The 24,370-nt window shown below is 45.9% G+C and carries 21 protein-coding genes; 15 read left to right on the plus strand and 6 right to left on the minus strand.

Annotation, left to right across the window (positions count from 1 at the left end):
• The first annotated feature begins 10 nt into the window (after positions 1-10).
• Complete coding sequence (locus tag QT996_RS09900; protein WP_333046242.1) at positions 11-1,333, plus strand: MFS transporter; 1,323 nt, start codon at positions 11-13, stop codon at positions 1,331-1,333.
• Here QT996_RS09900 and QT996_RS09905 read toward each other — a convergent pair.
• The 3 genes from QT996_RS09905 to QT996_RS09915 form a co-directional block, all read right to left on the minus strand.
• The gene (locus QT996_RS09905) at positions 1,330-1,488 is read right to left on the minus strand and encodes a hypothetical protein (protein ID WP_333046244.1); all 159 of its coding nucleotides are present in this window, start codon (positions 1,486-1,488) and stop codon (positions 1,330-1,332) included. The two genes, QT996_RS09900 and QT996_RS09905, sit on opposite strands and share 4 nt — an antisense overlap.
• A 29-nt stretch (positions 1,489-1,517) precedes the next feature.
• Positions 1,518-1,730: a hypothetical protein gene (locus QT996_RS09910; RefSeq protein WP_333046245.1), complete on the minus strand. Its 213-nt coding sequence runs from the start codon at positions 1,728-1,730 to the stop codon at positions 1,518-1,520.
• 143 nt (positions 1,731-1,873) lie between these two features.
• A complete protein-coding gene (locus QT996_RS09915; RefSeq protein ID WP_333046246.1) occupies positions 1,874-3,046 on the minus strand; it encodes an RNA-guided endonuclease TnpB family protein in 1,173 nt (390 codons plus the stop codon).
• A gap of 566 nt (positions 3,047-3,612) precedes the next feature.
• On the opposite strand from QT996_RS09915, the gene QT996_RS09920 reads away from it, so the two are divergent.
• The 12 genes from QT996_RS09920 (at position 3,613) to QT996_RS09975 (ending at position 16,880) form a co-directional block, all read left to right on the plus strand.
• Complete coding sequence (locus QT996_RS09920; RefSeq protein ID WP_333046247.1) at positions 3,613-3,960, plus strand: hypothetical protein; 348 nt, start codon at positions 3,613-3,615, stop codon at positions 3,958-3,960.
• Positions 3,932-4,246: a hypothetical protein gene (locus QT996_RS09925; protein ID WP_015211720.1), complete on the plus strand. Its 315-nt coding sequence runs from the start codon at positions 3,932-3,934 to the stop codon at positions 4,244-4,246. The genes QT996_RS09920 and QT996_RS09925 overlap by 29 nt, the downstream gene beginning before the upstream one ends.
• A gap of 392 nt (positions 4,247-4,638) precedes the next feature.
• Positions 4,639-4,833 (plus strand): hypothetical protein, encoded by a 195-nt coding sequence (locus tag QT996_RS09930; protein ID WP_015211718.1) that lies wholly within the window; start codon positions 4,639-4,641, stop codon positions 4,831-4,833.
• Between the two features lie 395 nt (positions 4,834-5,228).
• The gene (locus tag QT996_RS09935) at positions 5,229-5,858 is read left to right on the plus strand and encodes a hypothetical protein (RefSeq protein WP_333046248.1); all 630 of its coding nucleotides are present in this window, start codon (positions 5,229-5,231) and stop codon (positions 5,856-5,858) included.
• Positions 5,859-5,862: 4 nt separating this feature from the next.
• Entirely contained in the window at positions 5,863-6,372 is a 510-nt protein-coding gene (locus QT996_RS09940) for a hypothetical protein (RefSeq protein ID WP_333046249.1), read from the plus strand.
• A 196-nt stretch (positions 6,373-6,568) separates the two neighbouring features.
• Entirely contained in the window at positions 6,569-7,891 is a 1,323-nt protein-coding gene (locus QT996_RS09945; protein WP_333046250.1) for a transposase, read from the plus strand.
• Positions 7,892-8,104: 213 nt separating this feature from the next.
• Positions 8,105-9,502, plus strand: a complete 1,398-nt coding sequence (locus QT996_RS09950) for an AAA family ATPase (protein WP_333046251.1) — start codon at positions 8,105-8,107, stop codon at positions 9,500-9,502.
• A 268-nt stretch (positions 9,503-9,770) separates the two neighbouring features.
• The gene (gene dnaN / locus QT996_RS09955) at positions 9,771-11,207 is read left to right on the plus strand and encodes a DNA polymerase III subunit beta (protein WP_333046253.1); all 1,437 of its coding nucleotides are present in this window, start codon (positions 9,771-9,773) and stop codon (positions 11,205-11,207) included.
• Positions 11,207-12,748, plus strand: a complete 1,542-nt coding sequence (gene dnaX, locus QT996_RS09960; RefSeq protein WP_333046255.1) for a DNA polymerase III subunit gamma/tau — start codon at positions 11,207-11,209, stop codon at positions 12,746-12,748. Before dnaN ends, dnaX begins: the two co-directional genes overlap by 1 nt.
• A complete protein-coding gene (gene holA, locus QT996_RS09965) occupies positions 12,745-13,719 on the plus strand; it encodes a DNA polymerase III subunit delta (protein ID WP_333046256.1) in 975 nt (324 codons plus the stop codon). The genes dnaX and holA overlap by 4 nt, the downstream gene beginning before the upstream one ends.
• A gap of 740 nt (positions 13,720-14,459) precedes the next feature.
• The gene (locus tag QT996_RS09970) at positions 14,460-15,764 is read left to right on the plus strand and encodes a ParB/RepB/Spo0J family partition protein (RefSeq protein ID WP_333046257.1); all 1,305 of its coding nucleotides are present in this window, start codon (positions 14,460-14,462) and stop codon (positions 15,762-15,764) included.
• A gap of 585 nt (positions 15,765-16,349) precedes the next feature.
• Positions 16,350-16,880: a hypothetical protein gene (locus QT996_RS09975; RefSeq protein ID WP_333046258.1), complete on the plus strand. Its 531-nt coding sequence runs from the start codon at positions 16,350-16,352 to the stop codon at positions 16,878-16,880.
• A gap of 101 nt (positions 16,881-16,981) precedes the next feature.
• On the opposite strand, the gene QT996_RS09980 is transcribed toward QT996_RS09975, so the two are convergent.
• Entirely contained in the window at positions 16,982-18,907 is a 1,926-nt protein-coding gene (locus tag QT996_RS09980) for a type IV secretion system DNA-binding domain-containing protein (RefSeq protein ID WP_333046259.1), read from the minus strand.
• A 246-nt stretch (positions 18,908-19,153) separates the two neighbouring features.
• On the opposite strand from QT996_RS09980, the gene QT996_RS09985 reads away from it, so the two are divergent.
• Both QT996_RS09985 and QT996_RS09990 read left to right on the plus strand, forming a co-directional pair.
• A complete protein-coding gene (locus QT996_RS09985) occupies positions 19,154-19,927 on the plus strand; it encodes a hypothetical protein (RefSeq protein ID WP_333046260.1) in 774 nt (257 codons plus the stop codon).
• A 239-nt stretch (positions 19,928-20,166) separates the two neighbouring features.
• Positions 20,167-21,207 (plus strand): DUF5895 domain-containing protein, encoded by a 1,041-nt coding sequence (locus QT996_RS09990; RefSeq protein WP_333046261.1) that lies wholly within the window; start codon positions 20,167-20,169, stop codon positions 21,205-21,207.
• A 1,102-nt stretch (positions 21,208-22,309) separates the two neighbouring features.
• On the opposite strand, the gene QT996_RS09995 is transcribed toward QT996_RS09990, so the two are convergent.
• Both QT996_RS09995 and QT996_RS10000 read right to left on the minus strand, forming a co-directional pair.
• Positions 22,310-22,828 carry a hypothetical protein gene (locus QT996_RS09995; protein ID WP_333046262.1) on the minus strand — a complete coding sequence of 173 codons (519 nt, stop codon included), beginning with the start codon at positions 22,826-22,828 and terminating at the stop codon, positions 22,310-22,312.
• A gap of 50 nt (positions 22,829-22,878) precedes the next feature.
• Entirely contained in the window at positions 22,879-24,285 is a 1,407-nt protein-coding gene (locus QT996_RS10000; RefSeq protein ID WP_333046263.1) for a M23 family metallopeptidase, read from the minus strand.
• Positions 24,286-24,370: the final 85 nt, after the last annotated feature.

Here is a 24,370-nt window from a genome sequence, read left to right on the forward strand (position 1 = left end):
TTTAGCAATTATGCGTAGTTTTAAGAATCTCCGAATCATTAAGGATGAAATAGGTGTTTTTCTGATAGTCTGGTTCGGACAACTGATATCCCTGATCGGATCGAGTCTAACGAGCTTTGCATTGGGAGTGTGGGTGTATCAGCGTACAGGATCAGTCACCCAATTCTCTCTGATTTTGCTATCGGCTATGCTGCCCAGTATCCTGATTTCCCCGGTAGCAGGTGCCTTAGTTGACCGATGGAACAGACGGTGGTGCATAATTCTATCTGACTCCGGCGCGGGGATAACTACAGTGGCGATGGCTCTATTACTCACCACCGGAAACCTTGAAATTTGGCACATCTACCTGGCCGTCAGCCTCAGTTCCGTCTGTAAAGCTTTTCAGTTGCCAGCTTACACTGCTTCGACCTCTTTATTAGTACCGAAGGAACACTTGCCGCGTGCTAGCGGTATGGTTCAATCAGGAGAAGCGTGCGCCCAGCTAATTTCACCGCTGCTAGCAGGATTCTTGCTGGGAATCGTCCAACTTGAAGGTGTCATTTTAATTGACTTTGCCACCTTCCTGTTTGCCCTCACCACCCTATTGCTGGTTCGCTTTCCTGACGCTAAGACTGCTGCGGTTCCAGTTGTTAATGGAAAAGCCTCTCTCTGGCGCGAGGCACTTGAAGGCTGGACTTATATTACTGTTAGACCCGGACTTTTAGCTTTGCTAATTGTTTTCGCTATCAATAATTTTGTTTTTGGACTGATTGAAGTTTTATTCCCGCCACTGGTACTTTCTTTTACTTCTGTTACCGTTCTCGGAACCATTCAATCCCTCGGCGGTGCCGGGATGCTGCTGGGTAGTGTAGTTATGAGTATTTGGGGAGGTCCCAGAACTTTAATTCGTGGCGTATTTGGTTTTGCGTTTCTCAGTCAACTGTGCATTTTAGCATTGGGATTACGCGCCGATGCTGCCCTTTTTGCTCTGGCTTTCTTCTTGTTTTTCTTCAGCTTACCTTTCATCAATGGCTGGTGCGATGCCATCTTGCTCCGAAAAGTGGCTCCCGATATTCAAGGCCGGGTCTTTGCTACAATCAATATGATTTGTTGGTCGTGTATTCCCGTCGCTTATGTTGTGGCTGGCCCTCTAACTGAACGAATCTTTGAACCTTTAATGGCGACTAATGGTTTATTAGCTGGAAGCATCGGTCAAATCATTGGCGTGGGGCCGGGCCGCGGTATTGGCTTGCTATTTATTACGATGGAAATTCTAGCTATAGGGGTAACAGTTGCAGTTTACCGATATCCGCGCTTGCGGTTTGTGGAACGCGAATTACCAGATGCGATTTAGGGCTTGGGGAAAGCTGTGAGTTTATCGGTGGTGATTCTCAGCCGGCGCGATAGCTTCACCAATTCCTGTGGGTGATGGTTGCGATCGCCAATTATGCGATCGGCGAAGATTAATGATGCCAGGGCCCTTGCCGGTTGAAACGGCTGAGTCCCCACCGCCTCATTTATTTGATACTCTCAAAAAACTATTCCATCACTAGGGCAAGATTTGGGGATACTCGTTTAGGGCAACAGTTGGGGTGCCGACCGTCAGGAGGGCGATCGCTTGTTGAGTGAGCTTGCAGAAAGCGACCTGTAGCTTGCAGCCGTTGGGGGCATAAAGCGATCGTACCTCTGTCGCCACTTAGGAATGAAAAATCAATAACTTGCACAATTAAACCCCAGAAGCCTTGATCCAAGGTAAACTATTGCTCTATTAGTCACCTTATTTATTTTTCATTCCTTAACTGGCTCCCTTTCAATTAACCACACAAAATTCAAAGAGGGAGGCTATCTCGCCTTGACATCCTCACCGGGAATTGAGCCACGGTGATTCCAAGAATCACTTCTTAGACCTTTCTGCTTCATCGCAACTGCCATCAGACTGATGCCTATCCGGTCTTACGTTCGCTCCACAGACTTTCACCGCAAGCCCTGCGGCAAGAATATTTTTTGCTGCATTGATATCTCGGTCGTGGTGCGCCCCGCAGATTGGGCAATCCCATTCCCGAAGATTCAATGGCATTTTTTCCATGATGTGACCGCAATTGCCACACCGCTTAGAACTCGGAAACCATCGGTCAATCTTGATTAAAATACGACCGTACCAGTCACACTTGTATTCAAGCTGTCTTACCAACTCGCCCCAACTCGCATCACTGATGGAGAGGGCAAGTTTGGGGTTCTTCACCATATTCTTCACGGCCAAATCCTCGACGGCGATCGTTTGGTTTTCGCGCACCAATCGAGTGGTCAGCTTGTGAAGAAAATCCTTTCTCGCGTCAGCGATGGACTGATGCACCTTTGCCACTTTGAGTCGTGCCTTGTGGCGATTGTTCGATCCATGAAGCTTGCGACTCAACGCCTTCTGAGCTTTCCTGAGCTTGCGGCGTTTCGCATTGAAGCCTTTGGGGTTGGCAATCTTCTCGCCATCGCTCAAGGCAACCAGGCTGGTCACACCCAAATCTACCCCAATTTCACTGGAGCATTTTGGCAATGGCTCAATCTCGACCTCCACCAGCAAGGAAACTGTCCAGCGTCCAGCAGGCGAGAGCTTCACCGTAATGGTCGATGGAGTTGCACCTGGTGGCAATTCTCGACTCCAGCGAATCGACAGGGGTTCAGAACACTTGGCAAGAAAGACTTGCCCGTCTCTGAACTTGAAGGCAGACTTGGTAAACTCTGCGCTGCCGCCGTTGCGTTTCTTCTTGAAGGTGGGGTATTTCGCCCGCCCGTCGAAGAAGTTCGAGAATGCTTTCTGAAGGTGTCTCAATCCTTGCTGCAATGGGACACAGCTAACCTCGTTGAGGAATTGCAGATATTCCTGCTTTTTCCATTCGGTCAACATTGCCGAAGTATCGCTGTAACCGACTCGCTTCTTCTGTTCGTACCAAGCCTGTGTTCTCACAGCAAGGGCGCGATTGTAGACCAAACGAGTACAGCCCATCGTGCGTCTCAACAAGGTTTCTTGTTCAGGCGTGGGATAGAAGCGGTACTTAAAGGCTTTTTGCGTCATGTCTCACATTATAGCAATTATCCTGTGAGATGCGTAAGTTCTAATGTAAAGCCGTGCTAGAAGCACGGGGTTTCTAACCCATTTTAGCAGGAGCTAGTGGAATTAACGCATTGGCTTGACCAACAAGTAACTGAAGATTTGCTCCGGCGATATCTCGAAGCTGCTAATAAAGGTAATTGGACAGCGATTTCTGTACTGCCAAGATTTTTGCAACGCATCCCTAAAATTTTTTGACAACAGAATCATTACCATTAAGCGAACGCAATCTTTCCTTGTAACTAGGAGAGAGATTGGTATTAGTGCCAATTCCTAGCAACACTAATTAATGGCCAAAAAGTCTGCCTATTTCCGTAACAAAAATAAAACACAGAATCAAGTAGTAGCCATTGGAGAAAGAGCGCTTGTACAATGCGTTAAAAGCGGGTGTCCTCCCAGTAAGGAATTTACACAGCTTGATTTCAGTTGATTGATTTAGGGGAATATCGCGCTGCAATTTCTTTATCAAGAAATTTGCCTGAAAACCTGTCAAAAAAAGTCAGGTGCAATCGATTCACAGCTATGAACTTATGTCAATCTTAAAAGGAAGTCGAGATTTGATTTCGGCGCTGCCGCTAAGAGATTTGAAGGGGATGCCACCTTCAATCGAATTGCCTGCTAATTTTGCCAAAATTCACAGGCCGCGCTTTGAGTGCGGCGACATGGTGCGCTGGACGGGTGTTGGCGAAGAAGCTGATTGGGGGATAGTTATTGGCAAATTTTACAACTGCGAACCGCGCCGGTACTGTTGGATGTGGTGCTACATAATTTGGCTGGCTGCTAATTCCAAGAGCGCAGCTTGGTGTCAGTTTGATACGGCGCGGGAGGAAGATTTGGAGGGGTTTGAGGATGAAAAAGCCGCAGACTTTGACAGATAGAGAGCGCAATTTAATTGCAGCTTACAGCCAATGCCAATTGGGAATGACGCCGAAGCAGTTTTATGGCAAGTGGGCGGTGAGTTACGAGGAAATCGCTTTTATTTGTTCCCGTTCTAATTCTACAGTGCGGGGTTGGTTTAAAAAGGGAAAAAATCGAAGATTTCCTACTCCTGTCGATTTGCGTCATCTGGCAGTAATGGACTTCCTGCTAGAGCATTTTGAGGAAATTCCAGAGGCACTGGCAACCTTGCTATGTCGGCTTTCTGAAGATAATAGCGTGCATTAGTAGTGGCGCGTCTGCTTGAAATTAGTGCATTGAACAATTGCCCGTGTTTTCTCAAATTGATAAACTTCAAAGCGTTTCACGGAGGCCCAGCACCCGTTAGGGATCAAAGAAACTCTTTCTCCCCCTCTCCCCTTCTCCCTTCTCCCCTTCTCCCCTGCGAGTTTCTGAGGAGATTTCTAATGCCTCATTTCCAAATAGACGCGCCACTATTGTTTTTGATTTTATATACATCAAGCCTTTTCAGCATCAAAAAATAATTTGAGCTGGTTTCAGCACAAATATAGTCAATTGTCAATATCACCGTGACCTGTCTTCGACAATATTGTTTCAATTAAGGTAATGGCAGGTAATCAAACACAAACACAATTTGTTACTGTTATCAGGAGGTTAAAATGACCTATTTTGAGAAGTTGCACCCGTGGTGCTTAATTCGCTTACTTCCTAATTGCCAGCGTATTGTTGTGGCGCGATTTCGCAAGAGAAACGATGCAGATGAGCATCTGCGGGTTTTGCAACGGTTGGTTAAACATCGCACATTTGTGATTATTTTTGATAGTCAAGAACAGCCAGTTTTGCCTCAAGATTGATGGGCCAAGCTTATTTTGAAGTCGAATTAGTCAAAGTACCTGCATTAGATTAATAACTCCGCTTCTCCACAATTTCTCCTAGTTATCAATCCAACTGATAACTGGGAGAGTTTTTGATGGGTGCATAAGTCCTAACTATGGAAAAATTGAGTAGCAGTCAAATCAACAGAACAAATTATACAAGACTTACGCCCCAAGTGTTTAAATACACTATTGGTAGCGGTAAGGTGCTTATGGCTCACCCTACATATAGAGGTTATGCGTAAGTCCTGTTAGAGTTATCCTGGGGGGGTAACAACCAGCCTGAAACCCATACCTTTGTAAGGATTGAGCCAATCCGCTGCTCAAAAAAGATAGGCAGCATAATTGTTACACGCTTGCCTATCTCAAAAATAATGATACCAACATTCTACCTCATTCATTTAAAAAAACAACTAAGTTCAGCTCAATTTAAACTGATTGGAATCTTGCTACCCTTGATACAATCAGAAAAACAAGTGAGATTAGAACGGCTCTCGCGGGTATTTCCCTATCCAATTACAACCGAAAGTCGGCGTAGAAAACTACAAAGGTTTCTCGATTTGCCTCACTTAACTATCTCACTAATTTGGTTCCCATTAATTACTTATTGGTTGATTACTTATTGCCGTGTTGGTCAAACTTTATCAATTGCAATCGACCGCAGTCAATGGGGGCGCATTAATCTATTTATGGTTAGCCTGATCTGGGAGCGAAGAGCAATTCCATTATACTGGTCACTGTTGCCCAAATTGGGAAACAGTAACTTCGAGTCACAAACAACCAATTTACAGCAAGTTTTACCATTATTTTCAGAATATAAAGTCATCGTTTTAGGAGACCGTGAATTTTGTTCTGTCGATTTGGGAAACTGGCTGAGGGAAAAGGGTGTATCTTTTTGTTTAAGACTGAAAAAAAATCATTGTGTGGAAACGGAACATTTAGTTTGGCAACGGTTAGATGAATTAGGAATAGTACTCTTAAACCTCTTTATATTTTCAAGGTAAAAGAGTGAGGAAAACTCGACCTGCGACCGGATTTGATCTTGCTTGTAAGTGGAAAAGGAACTACGGGGGATGGAAGGTTGATGAAGCGTGGTTTATACTCACAGATTTAGGGTCATTGCCGGCAGCTATCAATGCTTATAAGCAGCGGATGGGTATTGAAGAAATGTTCCGAGACTGTAAAACAGGAGGCTACGATCTTGAAGGAACCAGCTTAAAAGGAGACCGACTTATTAACATGATTTTGCTCATGACACTTGCGTACACTTGGGCAATATTTCAAGGCACTGAACTGAAAAAAAAGCAGGTACAAAAATATGTATCTCGTCGCAAAGAACCTAAAAAAAGATATCGAAGACGGAGTACATTTGGTGTTGGTTTAGATGGAGAAAAGTGGGTCAATTATCTCGAACAATATTCTGACGAGGTAGAACAGTTAATGAAGTTAACTCCCAATAAACGCCGCTTTTATCAACAAGGTATGCGGGCCGTAACCCTTATACAGTCTATCTCGTAGACCTCTTTGTCACCCCCCCAGAGAGTTATCAGAAAACTGGGTTGAAAACCCCGTCCTTCGCTTGACGGCTTTAATTCAAGTAGGTCGGCAAAAATTTAAATTATTAAAAAATTAAGAATTGCGAAATGTTTTGAATCAAGTAAGTTTTTAGACTAGAATAAAACCAGTTCATTTTTCAAATACAGGTAACTCAATCTTGCTCACAAACTATGTTTACAAACTGCGTCCCAATCAAACACAAGACTCAAAAATGTCTCACTGGGTAGATATGTTAAGGAGCCACTACAATTGGTGTCTCAACGACAGAATTACCCACTATAACCAACAGTTCATCCAAGGAAATTACTGTGAGATTAAAACTCAAAGCGAAGTTTCCCCATTAACCTGCTACGTCAGTAAAAATGGTGCAACCGGAAATCCTTGGAAAGACTCAAAAACCGATGCTTCAGGTAAGACTAAGAACCCCCGTCGCAGTGCTGGCGACATTCAAATCACTGCATTACCTGACTTAAAAATAGCTAGACCTTGGTATAGTGGTATTGACTCAACAGTTCTACAACAGAATGTTAAACGCTTAGATACCGCCTACAAAAACTTCTTTGAAGGTAGAGGATTCCCGAAATTTAAAAATCGGAGTAACTTTACCTCTTTTACTTTTGTAATGGGCATCAAAATCAAAGGCAATAAAATCTATTCACCCAAACTAGGGTGGATGCGATTTTACAACTCACGTTCAATCCCCGATGGTTTTACCATCAAGGCTTGTACTGTCAGGAAGCGTCAAAATGGTTGGTATGTGTCCGTGAGGATAGAGAACAAGTCTGTTCCCTATACAATAGCAAAATCTCTGGTAGATGTTGTGAAAGTAATTGGATGTGACTTAGGAATTACAAAGCTAGTTCATCTATCTGATGGATGTCAAATTGAAAATCCTAAGTTTTCCACATCCAAAAAAGCTAAACGCACCCTAAAAATCAGACAGAAAAGAATTAACCGCAAAATCAAAGGGAGCAAAAATCGCCAGAAAGCAGCTAAAAAAGTAGGGCGGTTACATCAAAAGATCGGTGAACGGCGTCACGCTTATCAATGGAAAGTAGCTAACAAGATAGTATCTCGTAACGTAGATGCGATTGCCATAGAAAACTTAAATATTTCAGGGATGAAGCACCGATGTCAGGTAAAAATTGACGAAAAGACAGGGAGGTTCCTCAAAAACGGGCAATCGAGAAAGAAAGGTTTAAATCGTTCGATATCAGATGCAGGTTGGGGTGAATTGATTCTAAAGATTGAGTATCTGGCTGCAAAGCAAGGCAAAGTCACCATCAAAGTCAATCCCAAACACTCCAGCACAGAATGCAGAAATTGCGGCCATATTGACAAGTCAAACAGAGATGGAGAAAAATTCATCTGTGTGGAATGTGGCTATTACCAGCACGCAGATATCGGAGCGGCAAAAACCATCAGAGATAGAGCTTTAAAAATGGTACGCGGGGACTCCGCGAAACCAGGGATTTTTTAAATCCCTAAACGCTTGAGGAGCTTGTTGCAAGACAAGGATAGCAGCCCACCTTTTAAGGCAAAAGGATTGCGCCCAAGAACCCGCACGCTTGCGCGGGATATTAAGATCGAAATGTCTTAAGAATCCTCGTGCCTTCAGGCGCCCGGAGTGTCAATGTGTAAATTTCAGCTACCGCTGATTAGTGTTTGAAAGATAGTAGAAGAAACCAACCCTATGATTCAAACACTGGTAAAACCGAATTTTCAATTAACTTCTCAACAAAACAACGCCCTCCAACTCCTCGAACAATTTGTAGCAAGCTCTAAACGGGTATTCGGGCTATTTGGATATGCAGGTACGGGAAAATCAACCCTTGTCAACCTGGTAGCAGAACAATTAGTCAGCGCCGGAAAGAGAGTCGCTTTCACCGCTCCCACCAATAAAGCTGTAGGCGTATTGCGACGGATGGCTGCTGAAAAAGGACTGAGAGGAGTAGACTTTATGACCATCCACCAGCTATTGGGATTAGCTCCAGTCAAACAGGGGCAAAATAAAATCCTCAAACAAGTTTCTCCTTCTTTCCTTCACCTGTACGACACCATCTTTCTTGATGAGTGCAGCATGGTTACAGCAGAACTGTGGAATATCATTCAAGAAAGAATTGCTAGCACTTTGCTCCTCGGCAGCAATCGGCAGCTCATCGTCATGGGCGACCCCGCACAATTGCCTCCTGTTAATAATGGCGAAATAGAAGAGAAAAAATCTCAATCCTTCAGCGTGCCTGAAAAAGCCGTTTTAACAGAGGTCGTCCGGCAAGGTGCGGGCAGCCCCCTGCTAGAATTCGTAACAGCTTGCCGCACGGCTGTCAAGAGCAAAGAGGCGTTCAAACCCTTCTCCAAATTCAGCCTTGATAAAAAAAACGGAGCCTTCTTAGTCCGAGAAAAAACGCTGCTGAAATACGCCTTAAAAAAGTTCTCTTCTACTTTCCCTCAAGACCCTGATTGCTTTCGCATACTCTGCTACACTAACGAGCGCGTCGCCTACTGGAATAGCAAAATCCGAGCCAAAATCTACGGGAAAAATGCTCCCAGATTTGTTATTGGAGAGAGGTTGATTGCTAAAGCTCCCGTTATTGCTCCCGACGGCAAAACCGTCATCCTGCCCACATCAGCAGAAGTGGAAATTGCCGAATTTCAAGAGGATAGGTACTGTGGCTATAAAGCCTGGAATCTCCAGGTTAAAACCGATGCAGGCGACCGACGCCAAATCTATATCCTCCACGAAAATGACGCTCGCCGATTCCAACAGGACAATGCTAGGTTGCTGCAAAATGCTAAAAGCAATCCGAGCTTATGGAAGGCATGGTACGACCATTGTGAAATCTTTGCAGATATGAGAAATTCTTGGGCAATTACTGTACATAATTCTCAAGGCTCTACTTTTACGGAGGTGGGAATTGATAGCAGTGATATTGGCAGGAAAGTCGCTACTAAATTGCTGTATCTTGCTCAACTTTTTCCTAGTCAAAAAGCTCAATTATTCAAAGAATACCGCGACAGTATTCGAGAGTACAATCAGCTTATGTACGTGAGTTGTAGCCGCGCAAAACACCGGGTTTTTCTTAGTAAGTGAACCCATTTTATATTTGGTGAACCGCGCTTTTAGAGTTGAACCCTCTCCACCTAAATTTCCGATTTAGGTGGGGAGAAGTTACACCCACTCAAAGACCACGCCACACATGACAACTTTCCATCGGAAAATGCTGAAAGGGTACTGCCACCATAGCGTTAGCTTGGTGGCAGAGGTTAGGGTTGGTAGATTGAGTGACAAGCTGCTAATGCAAGCTATTCTCTGGGCAGCTAACGCTCCCCCCGCTTAGCAGCTATTTTAACGCACAAAGATGCAAACCAAATCCCGCACCGCGACAGCTAAAAACCGAAAAAAAGAGAGCGGATTTTCCAAAACAAAACCCAAGGCAAGTGTTCCCTTAGAACAAACCGAACCTTTGGTCGAAGATGAACCAAAAATTGAAGAAAAATCCGATCGCAATTCCTCCAATAGCGCAGGCGATTCTCCCCAGCTTTTGCCAGCAGAAATTAAGCTCGTCTGCACGCAAGACAATTTAGCCAACCATCTCGAACTTGTCAGCAAAGCTGTCCCAGCAAAACCCACCCACCCCGTGTTAGGAAATGTCCTCTTAGTTGCTTGCAAAAAAACGCAGCGAGTCCAACTTACCGTCTTCGACATGAGATTGGCTATTCAAACCTCCTTTGAGGCCAACGTTCAATCTCCCGGCGACATGACTATTCCAGTCGGACTTCTCAGTGATATTGTCGGGAAATTCTCGCCCGGAGATATCACTTTGGTCAGTCGCGAAGCCTTGAATCGCGAAGGTGAAGATAGCGAAGATAGCGGGAATAGCGCTACCTTGCCAGAGGCTGTTAGCAACAGTCCAGTTGCTACCCTAATTGCTGCTTGCGGTCGCTATCAAGTTCGAGGGATTTCGAGTGAAGAATTCCCTGCCATTCCTGAAGTAAAAACAGCGCAAACAATTTGTATCCCCGCTGAAACGTTGAAAGAAGGGCTGAAAGGGTCACTGTTTGCCACCGCTACCGATGAAGGCAAGCACATCCTGACAGGTGTTTACTTCAAAATCTGCCAAGATACCCTCGAATTTGCTGCCACAGACGGCCACCGTTTGGTTGTCCTCAATACTTCAATTCAAGGTTTTTCTAAGAAGAAACAAGCGGAAATTGCACAGCCTCTAGAGCTTACAGTCCCAGCTAAATCGCTCGCCGAACTGGAGCGAATTTTATCGAGCAGGACATCCGCTGACCCAGTAGAGCTTTCTTACAGCACTGAGAGCGCTCTGGTAGAATTCCGGTGGGGAGCGCAGCGCTTAGTAACGCGCTGTTTAGAAGGCACATACCCAGCTTATCCCGATTTATTGCAGCAGGATTTCAAACATCAGGTAACGCTGGAAAAAGCACCTTTCATCAAAGCTATAGAGAGAATTGCTGTGCTGGCAGACAAGAAAGAAAAAACGCTCAGCATCCGCATTAATAGCGAAGCACAGCAAGTGTCACTGTCGCTTTTCAGAGAATTTGGAAACGGTTTGGAACAGATGGCAGCGCACGTTAACTCAGACAGCAATTTGTCAATTTCATTCAACATAAAATACCTGTTGGAAGGTGCAAAAGCGATCGCTAGTTCCCAACTCCAAATGCACCTCACTCAGCGCGACGGCCCCGCCATTTTAGTTCCTGCTGGCAACCGCTCCAAGCCCAACATCCTAATGGATGCCAAATACTTGTTAATGCCGATTTTCAAAGACTGATGTCTTTTGCAAAAAAGGCTCGCTTGGCAGAAGTAAAAATATTGAGTTTTTTACTTCTCTCTTCTTCTGAGTGCAAACTCCGCAAATATGACTCTAATTCTCAGCAAACAATTACACCTAACCATTCAATCATGTACGCAGCATTGCCTCAAAAATACCGCCCTCGTAGCTTGTCTGAACTGGCCGGACAGGAGTACATCCAAAGGACACTTTCCAATGCGGTCAAAACTAATAAAATTGCTCCGGCTTACTTGTTCGCCGGCGAACGGGGAACGGGCAAAACTTCAACGGCCCGCATTTTAGCTAAATCTCTCAACTGCACCAGTGCAGACAAACCCACAGTAAAGCCGTGCGGCAAGTGCCAATCCTGCCGCTCGATTGAAAAAGGCAGCAGCTTAGACGTTGCTGAAATTGACGCGGCTTCCCACAACGGCGTGGATGACGCTCGCGCCCTGATCGAGCGATCGCACTTCGCACCAGTTATCAGCCGCTACCGAGTGTTTATTTTAGATGAAGTTCACTGCCTAAGTTCCCAAGCTTTTAACGCTCTTCTAAAATGTTTGGAAGAACCTCCGCATCATGTAGTGTTCATCTTGTGTACAACAGAGCAACACAAAGTGCTGCCAACAATTAACAGCCGCTGCCAAACGTTCCTGTTTCGATCGCTGCCAATCCCAGCCATTGTCAAACAGCTAACAATGGTAGCTGAGAAAGAGTCAATTGCAATTGCCGAAGAAGCTAAAATTGCGATCGCCCGCGCCGCGAATGGCGGGATGAGGGACGCCTTGCAGTTGCTCGACCAGTTGAGCTTATTAGGAGAGGAAATTACCAGTTCTCACGTATTGGAGCTGTCGGGGCGGATACCGGAGTCGGATTTAGTTGCAATTTTGAAATCGACCCGCACCGGCAACGCGCTGAAGCTGCTGCAACTGTCCCGCGAACTCATTGACAGCGGGAAAAGCCCTAAAATGCTGCTGGCGTCGCTGCTAGCCTGCTACCGGGACTTGTTGCTTGCAACGAGCGTGCCAGACTGTTCGCTGATGCTAGTTAGCGGCATTTCGCACTCGGCGCTGATGGAAATTGCGTCTGCTTGGGACTGCAATGCGATCGCTGCTGGCCTTGAACAGTTGCAGGCTTCGGAATGGCAGCTCAGCAAGAGCGCTCACCCAACGCTGTGGCTGGAACTCTGCTTGCTGGGATTGGCAAAGGTGCCACAATTAAAACCCTACGCCGCAGAGAACGCGAGTGGCAACTCTTGGCAGCCCGATCGCACCCAGAAGCTGCCGAGTACCTCCAAGTTGCGATCGCCCCGTTCCAAAGAGCGAGCCATTTGGGAAAAAGTGCTCTCAGCAACTTCTGAGAAGAACCGCGCTTTACTCTGTGCCGCTTCCCTGGTAGCACTGACGGAAAAGAAAGCGGTGCTGGCCGTGCCCGCCCAATACCTGGACAAGTTCAACCGAAACGCAGCTAAGGTGCAGAAGATATTTCTGGCGGCAACGGGCGTCCGCTATCAAGTGTTGTTCGAGGAGAAGAACCCATGATTAGCTTGCTGATAGGGGATGACCTCCACGCGATTCACAAAAAGCTTTCTGCCTTTAAAAAGAACCTCGATCCTGCTTGGATGAGTTTCAATTATCACCGCTTTGATGCTTCGGCATTGAATGAGGCGGTTGACTGCGCCTTAACTCCCGCCTTGGGAACGGAAAAAGCAAAGTTAGTGGTGGTAGAAGGGTGTAATTTCAAACAGTTTACTGAAGAGACGCTGGAGGTTCTCCAGTTGCTCCCGCAGATACTGCAAAAGACGCACCTGGTTTTTGTAGCGCCTTCTATTGACAAACGCCTGAAGGTGGCAAAATTCCTGCTTTCTCAAGCTAAGCTGTTTGAGTTCGACCTTATTCCCCCCTGGCGAACGGATCTCATTGCCCGATCGATCCGAACTCAAGCTTTGGCAATAGGGCTGTCGCTGAACTCAAATGCTATTGATTACTTGGCGATTGCGATCGGCAACAATCCGGCTCGCGCTGAATCAGAACTGCACAAGTTGGCGACTTACAGCAGTGGCGCTTCCCTCACTTTAAACTCTGTGCGATCGCTGGTTCCTTCAACCACTCAAAATAGCCTCCAGCTTGCCGAAGCGCTGAGGGAAAATAACTCTAAGAGAGCAGTTTGTTTGCTGCTTGAACTTTTGGCAATAGGAACTTTCCCGCTGGCGATTTGTGCGACGCTGATTGCTCAATTTAGAACTTGGTTGTGGGTGAAAGCGGCGATAGTTGGAGGAGTTAAGCAAGACGCTGAAATTGCCCGGATTTGTCAAATTGCTAACCCTAAGCGAGTGTACTTTCTGAAAAAAGAAGTAGCTGCTGCTTCTCTAATATCCCTTTCGTCTGCGGTGTCTCTGCTGCTTGACTTAGAGGGTTCGCTGAAGCTTGGGCGTAAAGGGGATTCCATGTTGCCTGCAATTCTGGCGATCGCCAAACTATTTTCTCCTAAGAAAGCAAGGCTAACAAAGTAGGGGCGATGTAGAAGATAGTGTTGGTCAATTAACAAGGGGTTAAACCCCTCACCCATAAAAATGGCGGATATTGGCTCAATTTCTAATTGACCACATAGCTGTTGACTCACTGGGTGCGAACGCAAATGCTTCGTTCTAGAGGTGAGGGGTGACACTCCCTACGAATTCGCCAACAGTCTCAGTAGAAGCGATGTAGGGACGAACGCGAGTGTTCATTTCCCTCGTTTAACTAATGCAAGAAGTTAAACGGGGGAAATTTTTAATCTTTTACCCAAAGACATTATAAAACTTCTTAATTAAATTCAACTAATATCACTCCAAATCGCTCCCCCAACCGCGCCGGAGGGTAAGCGAATTACATTCTTTGATAGGCACTCAGTGTTGAGGTTTAATAAACAGCTTTGTTACTTTCATAGCGGTTATTTAATCGAGTATAATTTATTTTAGTTATTTGTACACTTTTTATCAGAAACGATATCATAATAATCAATAACACTTTAAAAAGCTTTAAACAAAATAGTCTTTTCTTACACCATTCTGTAGCGCATTGCTAGTTTAAGAAATATGCTATTCTTAAGAATGTAAAGACAGCGAACCTTTTGACAGTGAAGGCGACCTGCCGATACAGCCCGCGCCGCCCGACAGAGAATAACCCCAGCTTTCTGTTAGGAAACCTTATTGGGTTTAGCAGGCAAAGGTACAAAGCCCCAATCCCCAAATAAACAACCAGGGCTATCCAAATGAATAAAAATGAAACTGTGTCGCTCTCAGTCAGCGACGCGATTCAGCATATTGGTCTTGACCAACTCAAGCCTCACCCTCGCAATGAAGAAATTTACGGGTGCACCGAAAGTATTGCTGACCTGGTAGAGTTGATCCAACTCAAACGCTACGTCCAACCGCTGACCGTCAAAACAGATGGCACGATCGTCAGCGGGCATCGGCGGTGGAGGGCGCTGGCAGCGCTGGGCTGGGAGTCGGTCCCAGTTATTGTCTGCCACTTCCAGACTGAAGATGACGAGCTCTTCGTCTTGGTAGCAGAAAACCGCCACCGCCACCAAAGTCCAGTACAGAGAATTCGGGAAGGAATTGTTGTGGAGCCTATAGCTAGAGAGCTGAGGAACAGACACGCTGCCAAGAAAGCTCGCCACCAAGCTGCTGGCTCAGCAGAGCCGCCACCCTTAAAGGGCAACCAGCAACCGCTGATGGAAAATTTTCCATTGAACCCGATCGACTTGGGTCTGACTCCAAGGGAAATGGAACTGACGGAAAATATTGTGGCGGCTATAGTCGGCTTGGGGTGCGGCAGGAACTACAGGAAAGGGCGCATTGCCGTCAAAGCTGCCGACGAGCTCAAGAGAGACAGCCCCGAATTGGCTGCAAAGTGGTTGGACATTATTAATGACCACAGCATAGATGTAGGATATCAACTTGCAAAGATGCAAGAGGACAAGCGAGTAGTGGCGTTGGCGGCGCTCTCGTCGGGAGCAGCGAAAAGCCCGAAACAAGCTAAAGCTCTGATTAAGGCTGCTTTGAGAAAATCCTCCGCCTCGAAGAAAACCAAGGGCAGCATTAGTAGCGAGCAGGTTCAAGAAGGCGATTGCGGTGAAGAATGTAAAACTTGCACTCCTTGCGAACCAATTACGGGTGAGGGAGTCAAAACGCGCTTTGGTCCAGACAGCGCGGGGGCATGGGTTATTGTCAAAATCCCTTTTATTCCTACTGAAAAAATAGCGGAAAGGAAGTGGAATGGATTTTGGGGCCGGATTGTGGAGGTTGGAGCGACTTTGAAAGTCGATATGGGTTCAGAGGTGGTGTTGCTCCTTCAATCAGATGTGGTGGCGATATTGAACCCAACGCCGAGTTTTTGCTCAATAGCTGAGCGAATTCTTAGGCTGCAAAGCTTCGGCACGGTGTACGAGTTTGGGAAAATAGTCTTGAACAGGATGCAGAGAAAAGTGGTTTGGGATGCAGCAGCGCTAGCTTATCTGGATGCTGTGGAACAGGTGGAATTGGCGCGGCGGGCGATCGAGCAGGCTTTGTAGTAAGGTTCCTTTTTACTGAAACTAACCGATGATCTGTTTGCCAATGAGTTTGAATGTGCGATCGCACAGCATTGAGTGCTGCTGCGTCGCAGTTTAACTCGTCGCTACCATAGCCGAGCAGTGCAACCTCTAACTGTTTGGCTCGTTTTTTCGCTTCCGGGTCTGACGCGGGTGAAACGCCTCTGAAACCTTGATAGGTCAATTGTTGAGGCTCCTTAACCTCGACAAGCATGATGACTACTTGAGAGGGTTATTAACAATGTTCCTGGGCAGCAATGGCGTAGTCGCAGGCATTGAGACATCACCCTTAAACTGAAGTTCCGTGTACTCGAAACCCTCTCAAGTGGCGATCACCCGTGAGTATTTTTCTTGAGGTCGCTCAACTCTTATTTATAAATATTTGATAACCAAAATGTTCATTATCAATAAATAGCATCCAGGCGACTAGCGTCGCGCCCTCTGGGTAGGCTGTAACTGTCTTACCCACCTATGCAATTAATCACCCTCACTGATTTAAGTTTTCTAGCCAATCCGACACAACTAACAGTTCCCATTGAATTGAAACAAGAGGGATTTCAACTAATAATGAAACAAACTTTATTGAAACTCCCCACTGAACCTCTGCTACTTGCGAATCCCAAAGTGGATAAGTGGATTATGGAAGTTAGTTTGCTATTTCCAGAGGTATTTGAATGGGAACCTCCTACATTCTTAGTCGATACTCAGTTTAGCGCTAAGCTTAATAAAGATGTATGCGTACAAATCAACGCCAATGCAGCTTTTCTTGAACGTCAATCCGTCCATTTAATTGAATGGGCAATCCGCCATCCTGCATTAAATTGGTCTGACCGAGTAAAATTGTGGACAGCAGCCGAATCTCTCTCGCTGCCGCCAGAAAATATCAAGCTGACCGTGTTAGCACTGCATCCCGCCCATCCGGGGACGAAGCGCGAACTCAGTTGGGACAGCCGGCAACACACACAGACAAGAGATTGGCTTGCGTCCGCGCTGGCAGGAAAGGCGATCTCGCCTGTTGCTGCTCGAAGAACATCACTGCCTGCGATCGCGCCCCTAACTCATTTCGACATTGAGGGAATTCCAGAGGTAGAGATTTAAGTGCGATATGCGATCGCGACGCTCAGAATCCGAATCGATCTCAACTTCCAGGTCAAGGCCAAAGGCCAATGGAAAATTTTCCATTGGCTGGCACACTCCCGCTAGCGCTTGCCAATACTGCCAGTGGCAAAAACCCGCCTGGAACGCCCAGTTTTACTGACAACTGAGTCTAGCGGGTCAGAGCCAAATTTCTTACCTGAAGTTGGCGGCGTTGGCGATTGGGATGGAACGTTACCTCCGGCGTCTGGCAGAGGCAGCATCCGTTCTGCTTCCTCAATGCGATCGTACAAAGCGGCGGTAAGCTGGTCAAGACTTGCAAGTTGCACCCGACTCTCCAGCCGTAGCCTAACCTCTGCATCCCAGAGGGCCTCACTCTCACTTTGCCGCTGCAAATCAGCTTTAGGAATAGGAATGGTCAGCGCATAAGGAATTGACCCCTCGCCGCCGGAACTGTAGCCGGGATTCGTAATTACACACCGTCCCTGGGGAAACCGCAAAATCTCATCCACTGAAAACAATGGCATTTTTTGAAGCGACTCGTTCCAACTAATAGATTGATTGCTTTGAGATTGACCGCCCATTGAACGGCTGGTAGACTTACTTTTGAGCAAAACTTCTTTTTCTCCGTAGCGTTCGGAGTATTTTTTTGCAGTATCAGTGTTACCCGGATTGAATAAAATATGAGTGCTGCAAGCAGAGGCGATCGCCGCCCCCATTTTCTCTCCGTACCCTTCGTACAGTTGCTCCAAACTCTGAATTCCTAGAATGAAACAAGATCCATTCGAGCGATATTCGTTAATCCACTGCGGCATCCGATCCAATCGAATGGAGGGAAATTCATCGAGTGAAATAACCAGTGGATCTTTCCGAGGGCGACTTAAGTTGGACACAACGAGGAGGTGAATCGCGGCTGCTAGCAGAGGCCCCACGACGGAGCGCCGCTCGTCATCTAATTTGAAAATAATCATCTGTCGGCTTTCTATTTTCGTTGGGATGTCCGACTTTCCCAAAAATGCTCGCAACAGGTCAGCTTGGATAAAACTGCTGAACGTTCCGGCCGCTGTCGTCAGAATTCCTGAAATAGTTTTTTCTGCTTCCTTAGCGCTCAAAAATTGGTTGAAGCTGGTAGCGACCCACTCATCGATTCGACGGGATTGAACCGCATAGTCAATCCGCTTTACCAAATTTGGCAACCTCAAAATTGCATAGAGCATTGCCATGTCTGGATACCTAGAACCCTTGACTAATTGAAGGAGTGCTTTAGCCAATAAGTCTCCAGCTTTAGAGAAAAACTCATCACTTTTTCCATTGCCTGCACTCGCATTTCTATTAATAACCTGACCGATTTCCCCAGCCATGACCGAATCTTGAGGGGACTTCATAAAGTCGAGGGGATTAATGATGCCTGAATAAGGTTCTCCCGGTGCAAATACCGACACTTGGTAGCCATACCGCGCTGCCAGAGGTGCGTGGAGTTTGAGCTGATCTCCTTTCTTATCGTAGAGAATAATCGGAAATCCTTGCACCATTGCACTTTCTAGCGCCCGATCAATTGTCGAAAAAGTTTTACCCGATCCAGGTGCTCCAATTACTAAAGTTGACCGTTCTGCATGAGGGAGCCAAACAGTGGGAGAAGAACCCATAGCTGTCTGAATAGTGGTAACAAAACCTCTAAGTTTTTTTCCTTTCCACCAATAGCGAGGACTGCCACACCATAGCGTGACTTTATTATGTTTTCGTTCTTTAATTTGTTTCAAGGCAAGCTGAGTGGCTGCCATTTTTTCGGAAGTTCCGCATACTTTGCCAGTGGTAATTTTGCCCTTGCCGTTCCCTAGAAACCGAGACAGTAAGAGGAGGAAAATCAGCGTCCCTATTGTTAGATACCCATCCGGGTTATTATATTGTTGGAAAAGCCCGCCTAAGTCGATTGACGATAGAGGTGAGGGTTGCTGTGTTCTCCTTTGAGTTTGAGCGAGAACTGGAGTAGAGTTAGCCTGTGCTATCAAAAATTTAATCTCAAAATTCATAAGTATGTATTTGAATGCAAAAGTTGGTCGTAAGAGCAATTAAATCTGACCTGACTTGTAGCTACAACTTACTGTTGCCAGACAAGTAAGCTTAAATCAAAATTACTCAGTGTTAGTTCAGTCTTGGGAACGAGCAATTACAGCCCACAGTTCTAACTTTCGGTATAAAGCAACCAGCACTTGATATTATCCCTGCTAACGCAGTCAACAGGATAGGAAGCAAAATTATTAAAAAATATTCTTACCGTGAACAAGGAACAAAAAGAGTGGCTGTCAGAGCTTTTGAAGAGACACCCGGACTATGAATTTTTAAAACGCAGCACCATCAAACTAGGAAGAGGCGACATCTCGCTAACTTTAGAACGTACAGAATGGATCTATATGGGAGCCGTTGAAGTAAAATATTCAGGAGCCTATCTACCTGGATTAAAGTGGCATTATCTTAACGCCCGACTATCCAGAACGGGCAAATTGCTTTCCGACTTAACCTACAACTCTAAAGTCGTGTCTTACCCTCACTGTCCGCTGGCGCCTGACTGGTTGACAAAATCTAACTTAGAAGAGGTGAAAATTCAGGAAGGAGAACAGATGAATTTCCCCTTTCACGAAGCTGTATTGATGGTAAGCCAGCCCCCGTTACTGAAAGGGAGTTTTTACCGAGCCAAGCGGTGGCATAGGCGCAAATCAGAACGATCGCCTGTAACAAACAGTCGCCGTACTCCAAAAACTTTCCAGCGCGAACTGCCATTTCTGAAGCCAAAAGTCCTAGCTCCCGATACTAAATTTGTCCCCCTTGCCGGTATTGATGGCTCTCTCGTACAGGTTCCTGAATATCTAATCAAGTTGTTAGAAGAAGCCAATGCTAGCCCATCCGAAAGAGCAGATGCAGCTTCTTTGTACGCGATCGCGGGTTTGAAAGGAGCCATCAATTTTGTTGAAGGGCTACCTCTACTGCGAACAATAGGAATAAACGCTTTACCGAGCGTCGATCGCGCCAAATATTGGCAGCGAGGAAATTAAAAGCATTGTGAGTGCTTGATTCTGATAATAGCGCAACTTCAGAAATTGCTGAAGCTGCGCGAGCGCTTTCACAATCGTTCTTTTTTTGCACACTTAATTAGTTTTCCTCACGATTCGGTAGTTCTGTACTACCAGTTATTTTTTTATGAGCGTTTAAATTATTTGACAAGATTACTAGGCTTAACTGTGCTACATCTTACCCTTTTAAAAGGTAAGGCTACCGCCTTGCAGGAACTGCAATGTCACAAACTTTTAGAATGGTTAAAACCAATAGCAAAGCTAAAGCAAAAAGCTCAAGTAACGCAGGAACGACTGAAAGCACAATCCCACTTCAGTCAGAAGACCTCAATTTTGAAATTGACCCCGAACTCCTAGAACCCGGTCACAATCAAGTAAGGCGACCAATTCTGCCCTATGGCATCGTCATCAACGAACAAGTGGCGGGAATATTAATTCCAGAGGATCAGCTAGAAAAAGCCAATTGGTTTGTCATGCCAACAGAAGAGGAAATGACTACAATTGGACTAACAGAAGATGTTACAGGTCTGCTGTTCTCTAAATGCCACTTATGCGTGTTGGGATTCATCCCTGAATACATTCGTTACAAAAATGACGTTCCCGATCTAGGCGGTAGTGTTGTCGGGCTGTACGAAGAGTATAAAGCTCAACTCGATAAAAAGATAATGGATGTTGTTAGCGAACACGCCATTGTCTTCTTGGATGAAAACAATCGTCCCAGACACAGCACGCCTATTGTCGTCAGATTTAAGAATGTTGCGCTTTGGAGCTTTAAAGCAGCCAGAGACGAATTCTACCGTTTGTTGGAAAAAGCATTCGCCGACTATTTCCAAATTCCTTTCAGCGGGAAAACCGATAAATGGCGGAGCCTCGGCATCCTAGAGGTGGAGTTCAAAGGAGTTAAAGAAGGTGAAGGCTCTAATAAGAGCTACTGCTGCAAAACTGTCAGCTATACCAAGCCAACTGCTGATAATTTCCCCTTTCTATATCTGGGACGCCCGCAGCATAAAAATGCGATTTGGGGGCTGCACGATATCATTGCCGGATTCACTGAAACTCCTGCATTACCAGGTACAGCCGAACCGCAAATTCAAGTGCTGCCACCCGCTGCTCGTAAAAGAGAAAATGGAAAAAAGCAGACCGCCAATCATAAATACCCTCGGAAAATTGCCGCTGAAGTAATAGAAGAAGAGGATGATTTCGACGATTTAGATGAAGAAGAGGAATTCGACGATGATTTTGATGCGGAAGCAGATGACTAACAGTCTCGGTTAGTTACTTTTGAAGAAGTGCCTCATATCCAGTTAGGGAGCGAGGCATTTTTTTATTATGCAAAACAGGAGCTCGCTAACAGATAGTCAAGCTCAAATATAACTTTTCTCAGTAACATGAGTTACGCTCGCAGATAGGGCTGACGGGCTGACGGGCTTGCCTCCATTCCCGCCTACCTCACTTTATTGAGAACTGCTATACTTTAAACTCGCCTATTGCATTTTATGGGGAAGCTCAATCAAGGAACTGTTAGCTAACTGGTACTGGCGACCGTTGAAGCAAAAAAACAACTGCCGAATACCATTTTGTGAGTGCTGCTGTACTTGCAAGCAAGGCAAATCAGAGGTTTTTGAGGGGTCACTTACTACTTGAATTAGCGGTCTCTTCGGTGGCAAGTTGTCGTTTAAATAACTAGCAAATACACGAGTAGTAGAAACGTTTTTTCTGAATAAATATCCAGCATATAAGCAACCTCCTGCTCCACAAACTCCAGGGCTGTTAAAATTAAAAATAACTAACCTGCCTGCTGGTTTGTTTACAGCCCAAGCCAACACATTTGATGCTGAATCCTGGGGGTTAAGCTCAGAATTTTCGGCAACTATGCCTTGAACATTTTCAACAGGGATGAGTCTAGTAGCAGGTGTCCATGAAATCGTTGTAGCACTCGCGGTACAACCAGTAGTTCCTAACAACACTGATAGCAGCAAGAACAAGACCACTCCAAAGCGGAACCACCGCCCAATAAATAAAAACGATGATACTCTGGACCCCGAATTATTTAGGGAATTAGAAGCGGGGTTTGGGAGTTTCTTCTGAGAAGGTTGAGAAAACAGTAATAAAATTTTCTTTCCAGCTATGATTTGTGGCTTCCCTATGTGTTCTGAACCTGAAGTTAGTTGTTGATTTTTGCTAAACATTGATTTGACCTCCGCGAACTATTTTCTATGTAGATGTCATACCAAATCCGGTTATGACAGACACCTTGCAGATTTACTAAATCCGGTTATGACAGACACCTTGCAGATTTACTAAATCCGCTTTAAGCAAAACTTGAAGTTTTGCTTGTAGGAGTCTTATTAAAGCGAAGATATCTCACTTATCTTTGCTGGCTTTACTAAGTGAGGGAACAGTAATACCAACTTGCTTAAATGCCCAAAGCTCTTCTTCCGAAAATCGCCAAGTGGGTTCTCCAAAATTCGGCTGCAAGGTAGAGCGGAACTTATCAATACTCCCTGCCTTGTTGATGGAGTAACGCAATTCCCTCAGAGCGATTTGCCTTGCTATCGGCAGCTTGACAGTGCGGCTGTAAGGATAAAAATCGTTCGTCGGGTTGGAATAAAGCAAGCTACACTGCGTCTCTTGGAGAGAAACCAATACAGAAAATGGCACGGCATCTCCCTGCAAATAGGCATCGAACAAGCGATATTGAGTGCGGCCATCTGTTACTTCAGTTACAAACTCTGTCCTGAGAGTCCCTAGACCAACAGGAAGGCAAGCTGAAGGGAAATCAGCGTTCTGAGTCGGCTGGCTAAAAGCTGGGGGATGGGTGAATAAACTGCTCGACAAATAAACCAAAAAAGCTGTTAGCAAGCCCCAGGTAAATTTCAACATAATTGTCCGTTTTTTCAAGGAAATCATGGTGCAGAACATCTCCGTTTAATTCAAATTCCTTCTTGAGATGGGTTAACAGCCGTTCCATTAATGCGGGTTTCAAAGTGCAAGCGAGGGTCTGCCGTTGTTCCAGTGCTGCCTAGTCCGCCTATGACCTGACCTTGAGAAACATGATCGCCAACTTTGACTTTCACTGAACCTTCGCGCAGATGAGCATACCGAGTTGTGCGACCGTTGCCGTGCTCAATTTCGATCCAGTTGCCGTAGCCACCGCCGCAGTTCTTTAACCCTTCCTGGCAGTTAGACACCGCTGTCTTGACAACGCCGCCGCCAACAGCTTTTACCGGACTTCCCATTGAGCCGACAATTCCAATGCCGTTATAGATTTTCCGCACGCCGGAAACCGGACGAGTCCGCATCCCAAAGCGGCTGGTTATTGGTCCATTCGCAGGCTTGATATACTGACTCGTGGATTGACTGCCGCCGGGGGCAGCACTCGCAGAATTAGAGGATTGCGGCGCACTGGAAGTCGGAACGCAAGCAGCAGCATTCGACTCCGCGATCGCCCTACCTCCCTCTCGATAGCGCCTCAAAACATCCTGTCCGTAACTTGAGAGAGTTAAACGACCGAATATATCGGTTGAAGAGCCGTCAACTTTGGAATAGTCGCCCCCGAAATGCTTTTGAGCTACTCGCTCAATCAGGCGATCGCCACTAAAAAAACTTCCAGTAGTAGGGTCTTTTTCTTGAGAGGTGGCATTCAGCTTAGAAGCGAGACTTTGAGCAAAAACAGCTTCTCGATCGGCAGGCGGAAAAAATTGAAAAAGTTCTGCTTGAGTGGGTTGATAACCGCCTCGCAGTTTGGCTAAAAATTGCGTACCCCCTGGTTTAGATGAAATTGAACTAGCAGCGTACTCGTCGTAGTTTATAAACTGGTACTTGCCCAACGGAACCCCGCAATTATTTCCGCCATCAACGCAAGCATTAACGCCGGCATTCTCGTAAGAACCGCTGCTTTCAATACTGGTGATCGCTTCCGACAAAGCGGGAACATTGACTCCTTGAACATTGCCAACTGACACGGGCGCTGGTGCGGTGCTACCCGGAGGGCAAGGAACATTAATATTAGCTGCTGTAGTTACGCCTTTTGTAACAGGAGAAGATACTCCGCCGCGAACTGCCCCAGTTGGTACAGAGGAAGAGCCGCCAGAGGACGATCCCAGCGCCCCAACGAAAATGGGAGAATTAACCCGATAGGTGAAGAAAGGTACTGGGCCAATGAAATAAGGAGAGCAGCCGCAAGGCGAACAAAATCGGAAGAATAGAGCAGTATCAACGGTATCGGTTCGCTCGTCCGGTTCCATAACCACTACCTTAAAAGCGCTGCCAAAAGGCAATCTTCCCGTCGGTTCCTTGCCGCCGTTGACACCTTTAAGACAGCCCGATCCGCCCTCCACTTCCTGGTACTTAAGCTGTTGTGCCTTTAAATAGGGTATAATAAAAAATGAGTTTAGTCAATCTCTACAAAAATGCCAGCTAAAA

It is taken from the genome of Microcoleus sp. S13C4 (assembly GCF_036700865.1).
In the GTDB taxonomy this organism is placed as follows: Bacteria; Cyanobacteriota; Cyanobacteriia; order Cyanobacteriales; family Microcoleaceae; genus Microcoleus.

Coding starts and splice junctions, on each gene's coding strand:
- QT996_RS09900 (WP_333046242.1), top strand. CDS start 11: ATGCGTAGTTTTAAGAATCTCCGAATCATTAAGGATGAAATAGGTGTT.
- QT996_RS09990 (WP_333046261.1), top strand. CDS start 20,167: ATGTCACAAACTTTTAGAATGGTTAAAACCAATAGCAAAGCTAAAGCA.
- QT996_RS09970 (WP_333046257.1), top strand. CDS start 14,460: ATGAATAAAAATGAAACTGTGTCGCTCTCAGTCAGCGACGCGATTCAG.
- QT996_RS09950 (WP_333046251.1), top strand. CDS start 8,105: ATGATTCAAACACTGGTAAAACCGAATTTTCAATTAACTTCTCAACAA.
- QT996_RS09925 (WP_015211720.1), top strand. CDS start 3,932: ATGAAAAAGCCGCAGACTTTGACAGATAGAGAGCGCAATTTAATTGCA.
- QT996_RS09920 (WP_333046247.1), top strand. CDS start 3,613: ATGTCAATCTTAAAAGGAAGTCGAGATTTGATTTCGGCGCTGCCGCTA.
- QT996_RS09995 (WP_333046262.1), bottom strand. CDS start 22,828: ATGTTGAAATTTACCTGGGGCTTGCTAACAGCTTTTTTGGTTTATTTG.
- QT996_RS09915 (WP_333046246.1), bottom strand. CDS start 3,046: ATGACGCAAAAAGCCTTTAAGTACCGCTTCTATCCCACGCCTGAACAA.
- dnaN (WP_333046253.1), top strand. CDS start 9,771: ATGCAAACCAAATCCCGCACCGCGACAGCTAAAAACCGAAAAAAAGAG.
- holA (WP_333046256.1), top strand. CDS start 12,745: ATGATTAGCTTGCTGATAGGGGATGACCTCCACGCGATTCACAAAAAG.
- QT996_RS09935 (WP_333046248.1), top strand. CDS start 5,229: ATGATACCAACATTCTACCTCATTCATTTAAAAAAACAACTAAGTTCA.
- QT996_RS09930 (WP_015211718.1), top strand. CDS start 4,639: ATGACCTATTTTGAGAAGTTGCACCCGTGGTGCTTAATTCGCTTACTT.
- dnaX (WP_333046255.1), top strand. CDS start 11,207: ATGTCTTTTGCAAAAAAGGCTCGCTTGGCAGAAGTAAAAATATTGAGT.
- QT996_RS09980 (WP_333046259.1), bottom strand. CDS start 18,907: ATGAATTTTGAGATTAAATTTTTGATAGCACAGGCTAACTCTACTCCA.
- QT996_RS09975 (WP_333046258.1), top strand. CDS start 16,350: ATGAAACAAACTTTATTGAAACTCCCCACTGAACCTCTGCTACTTGCG.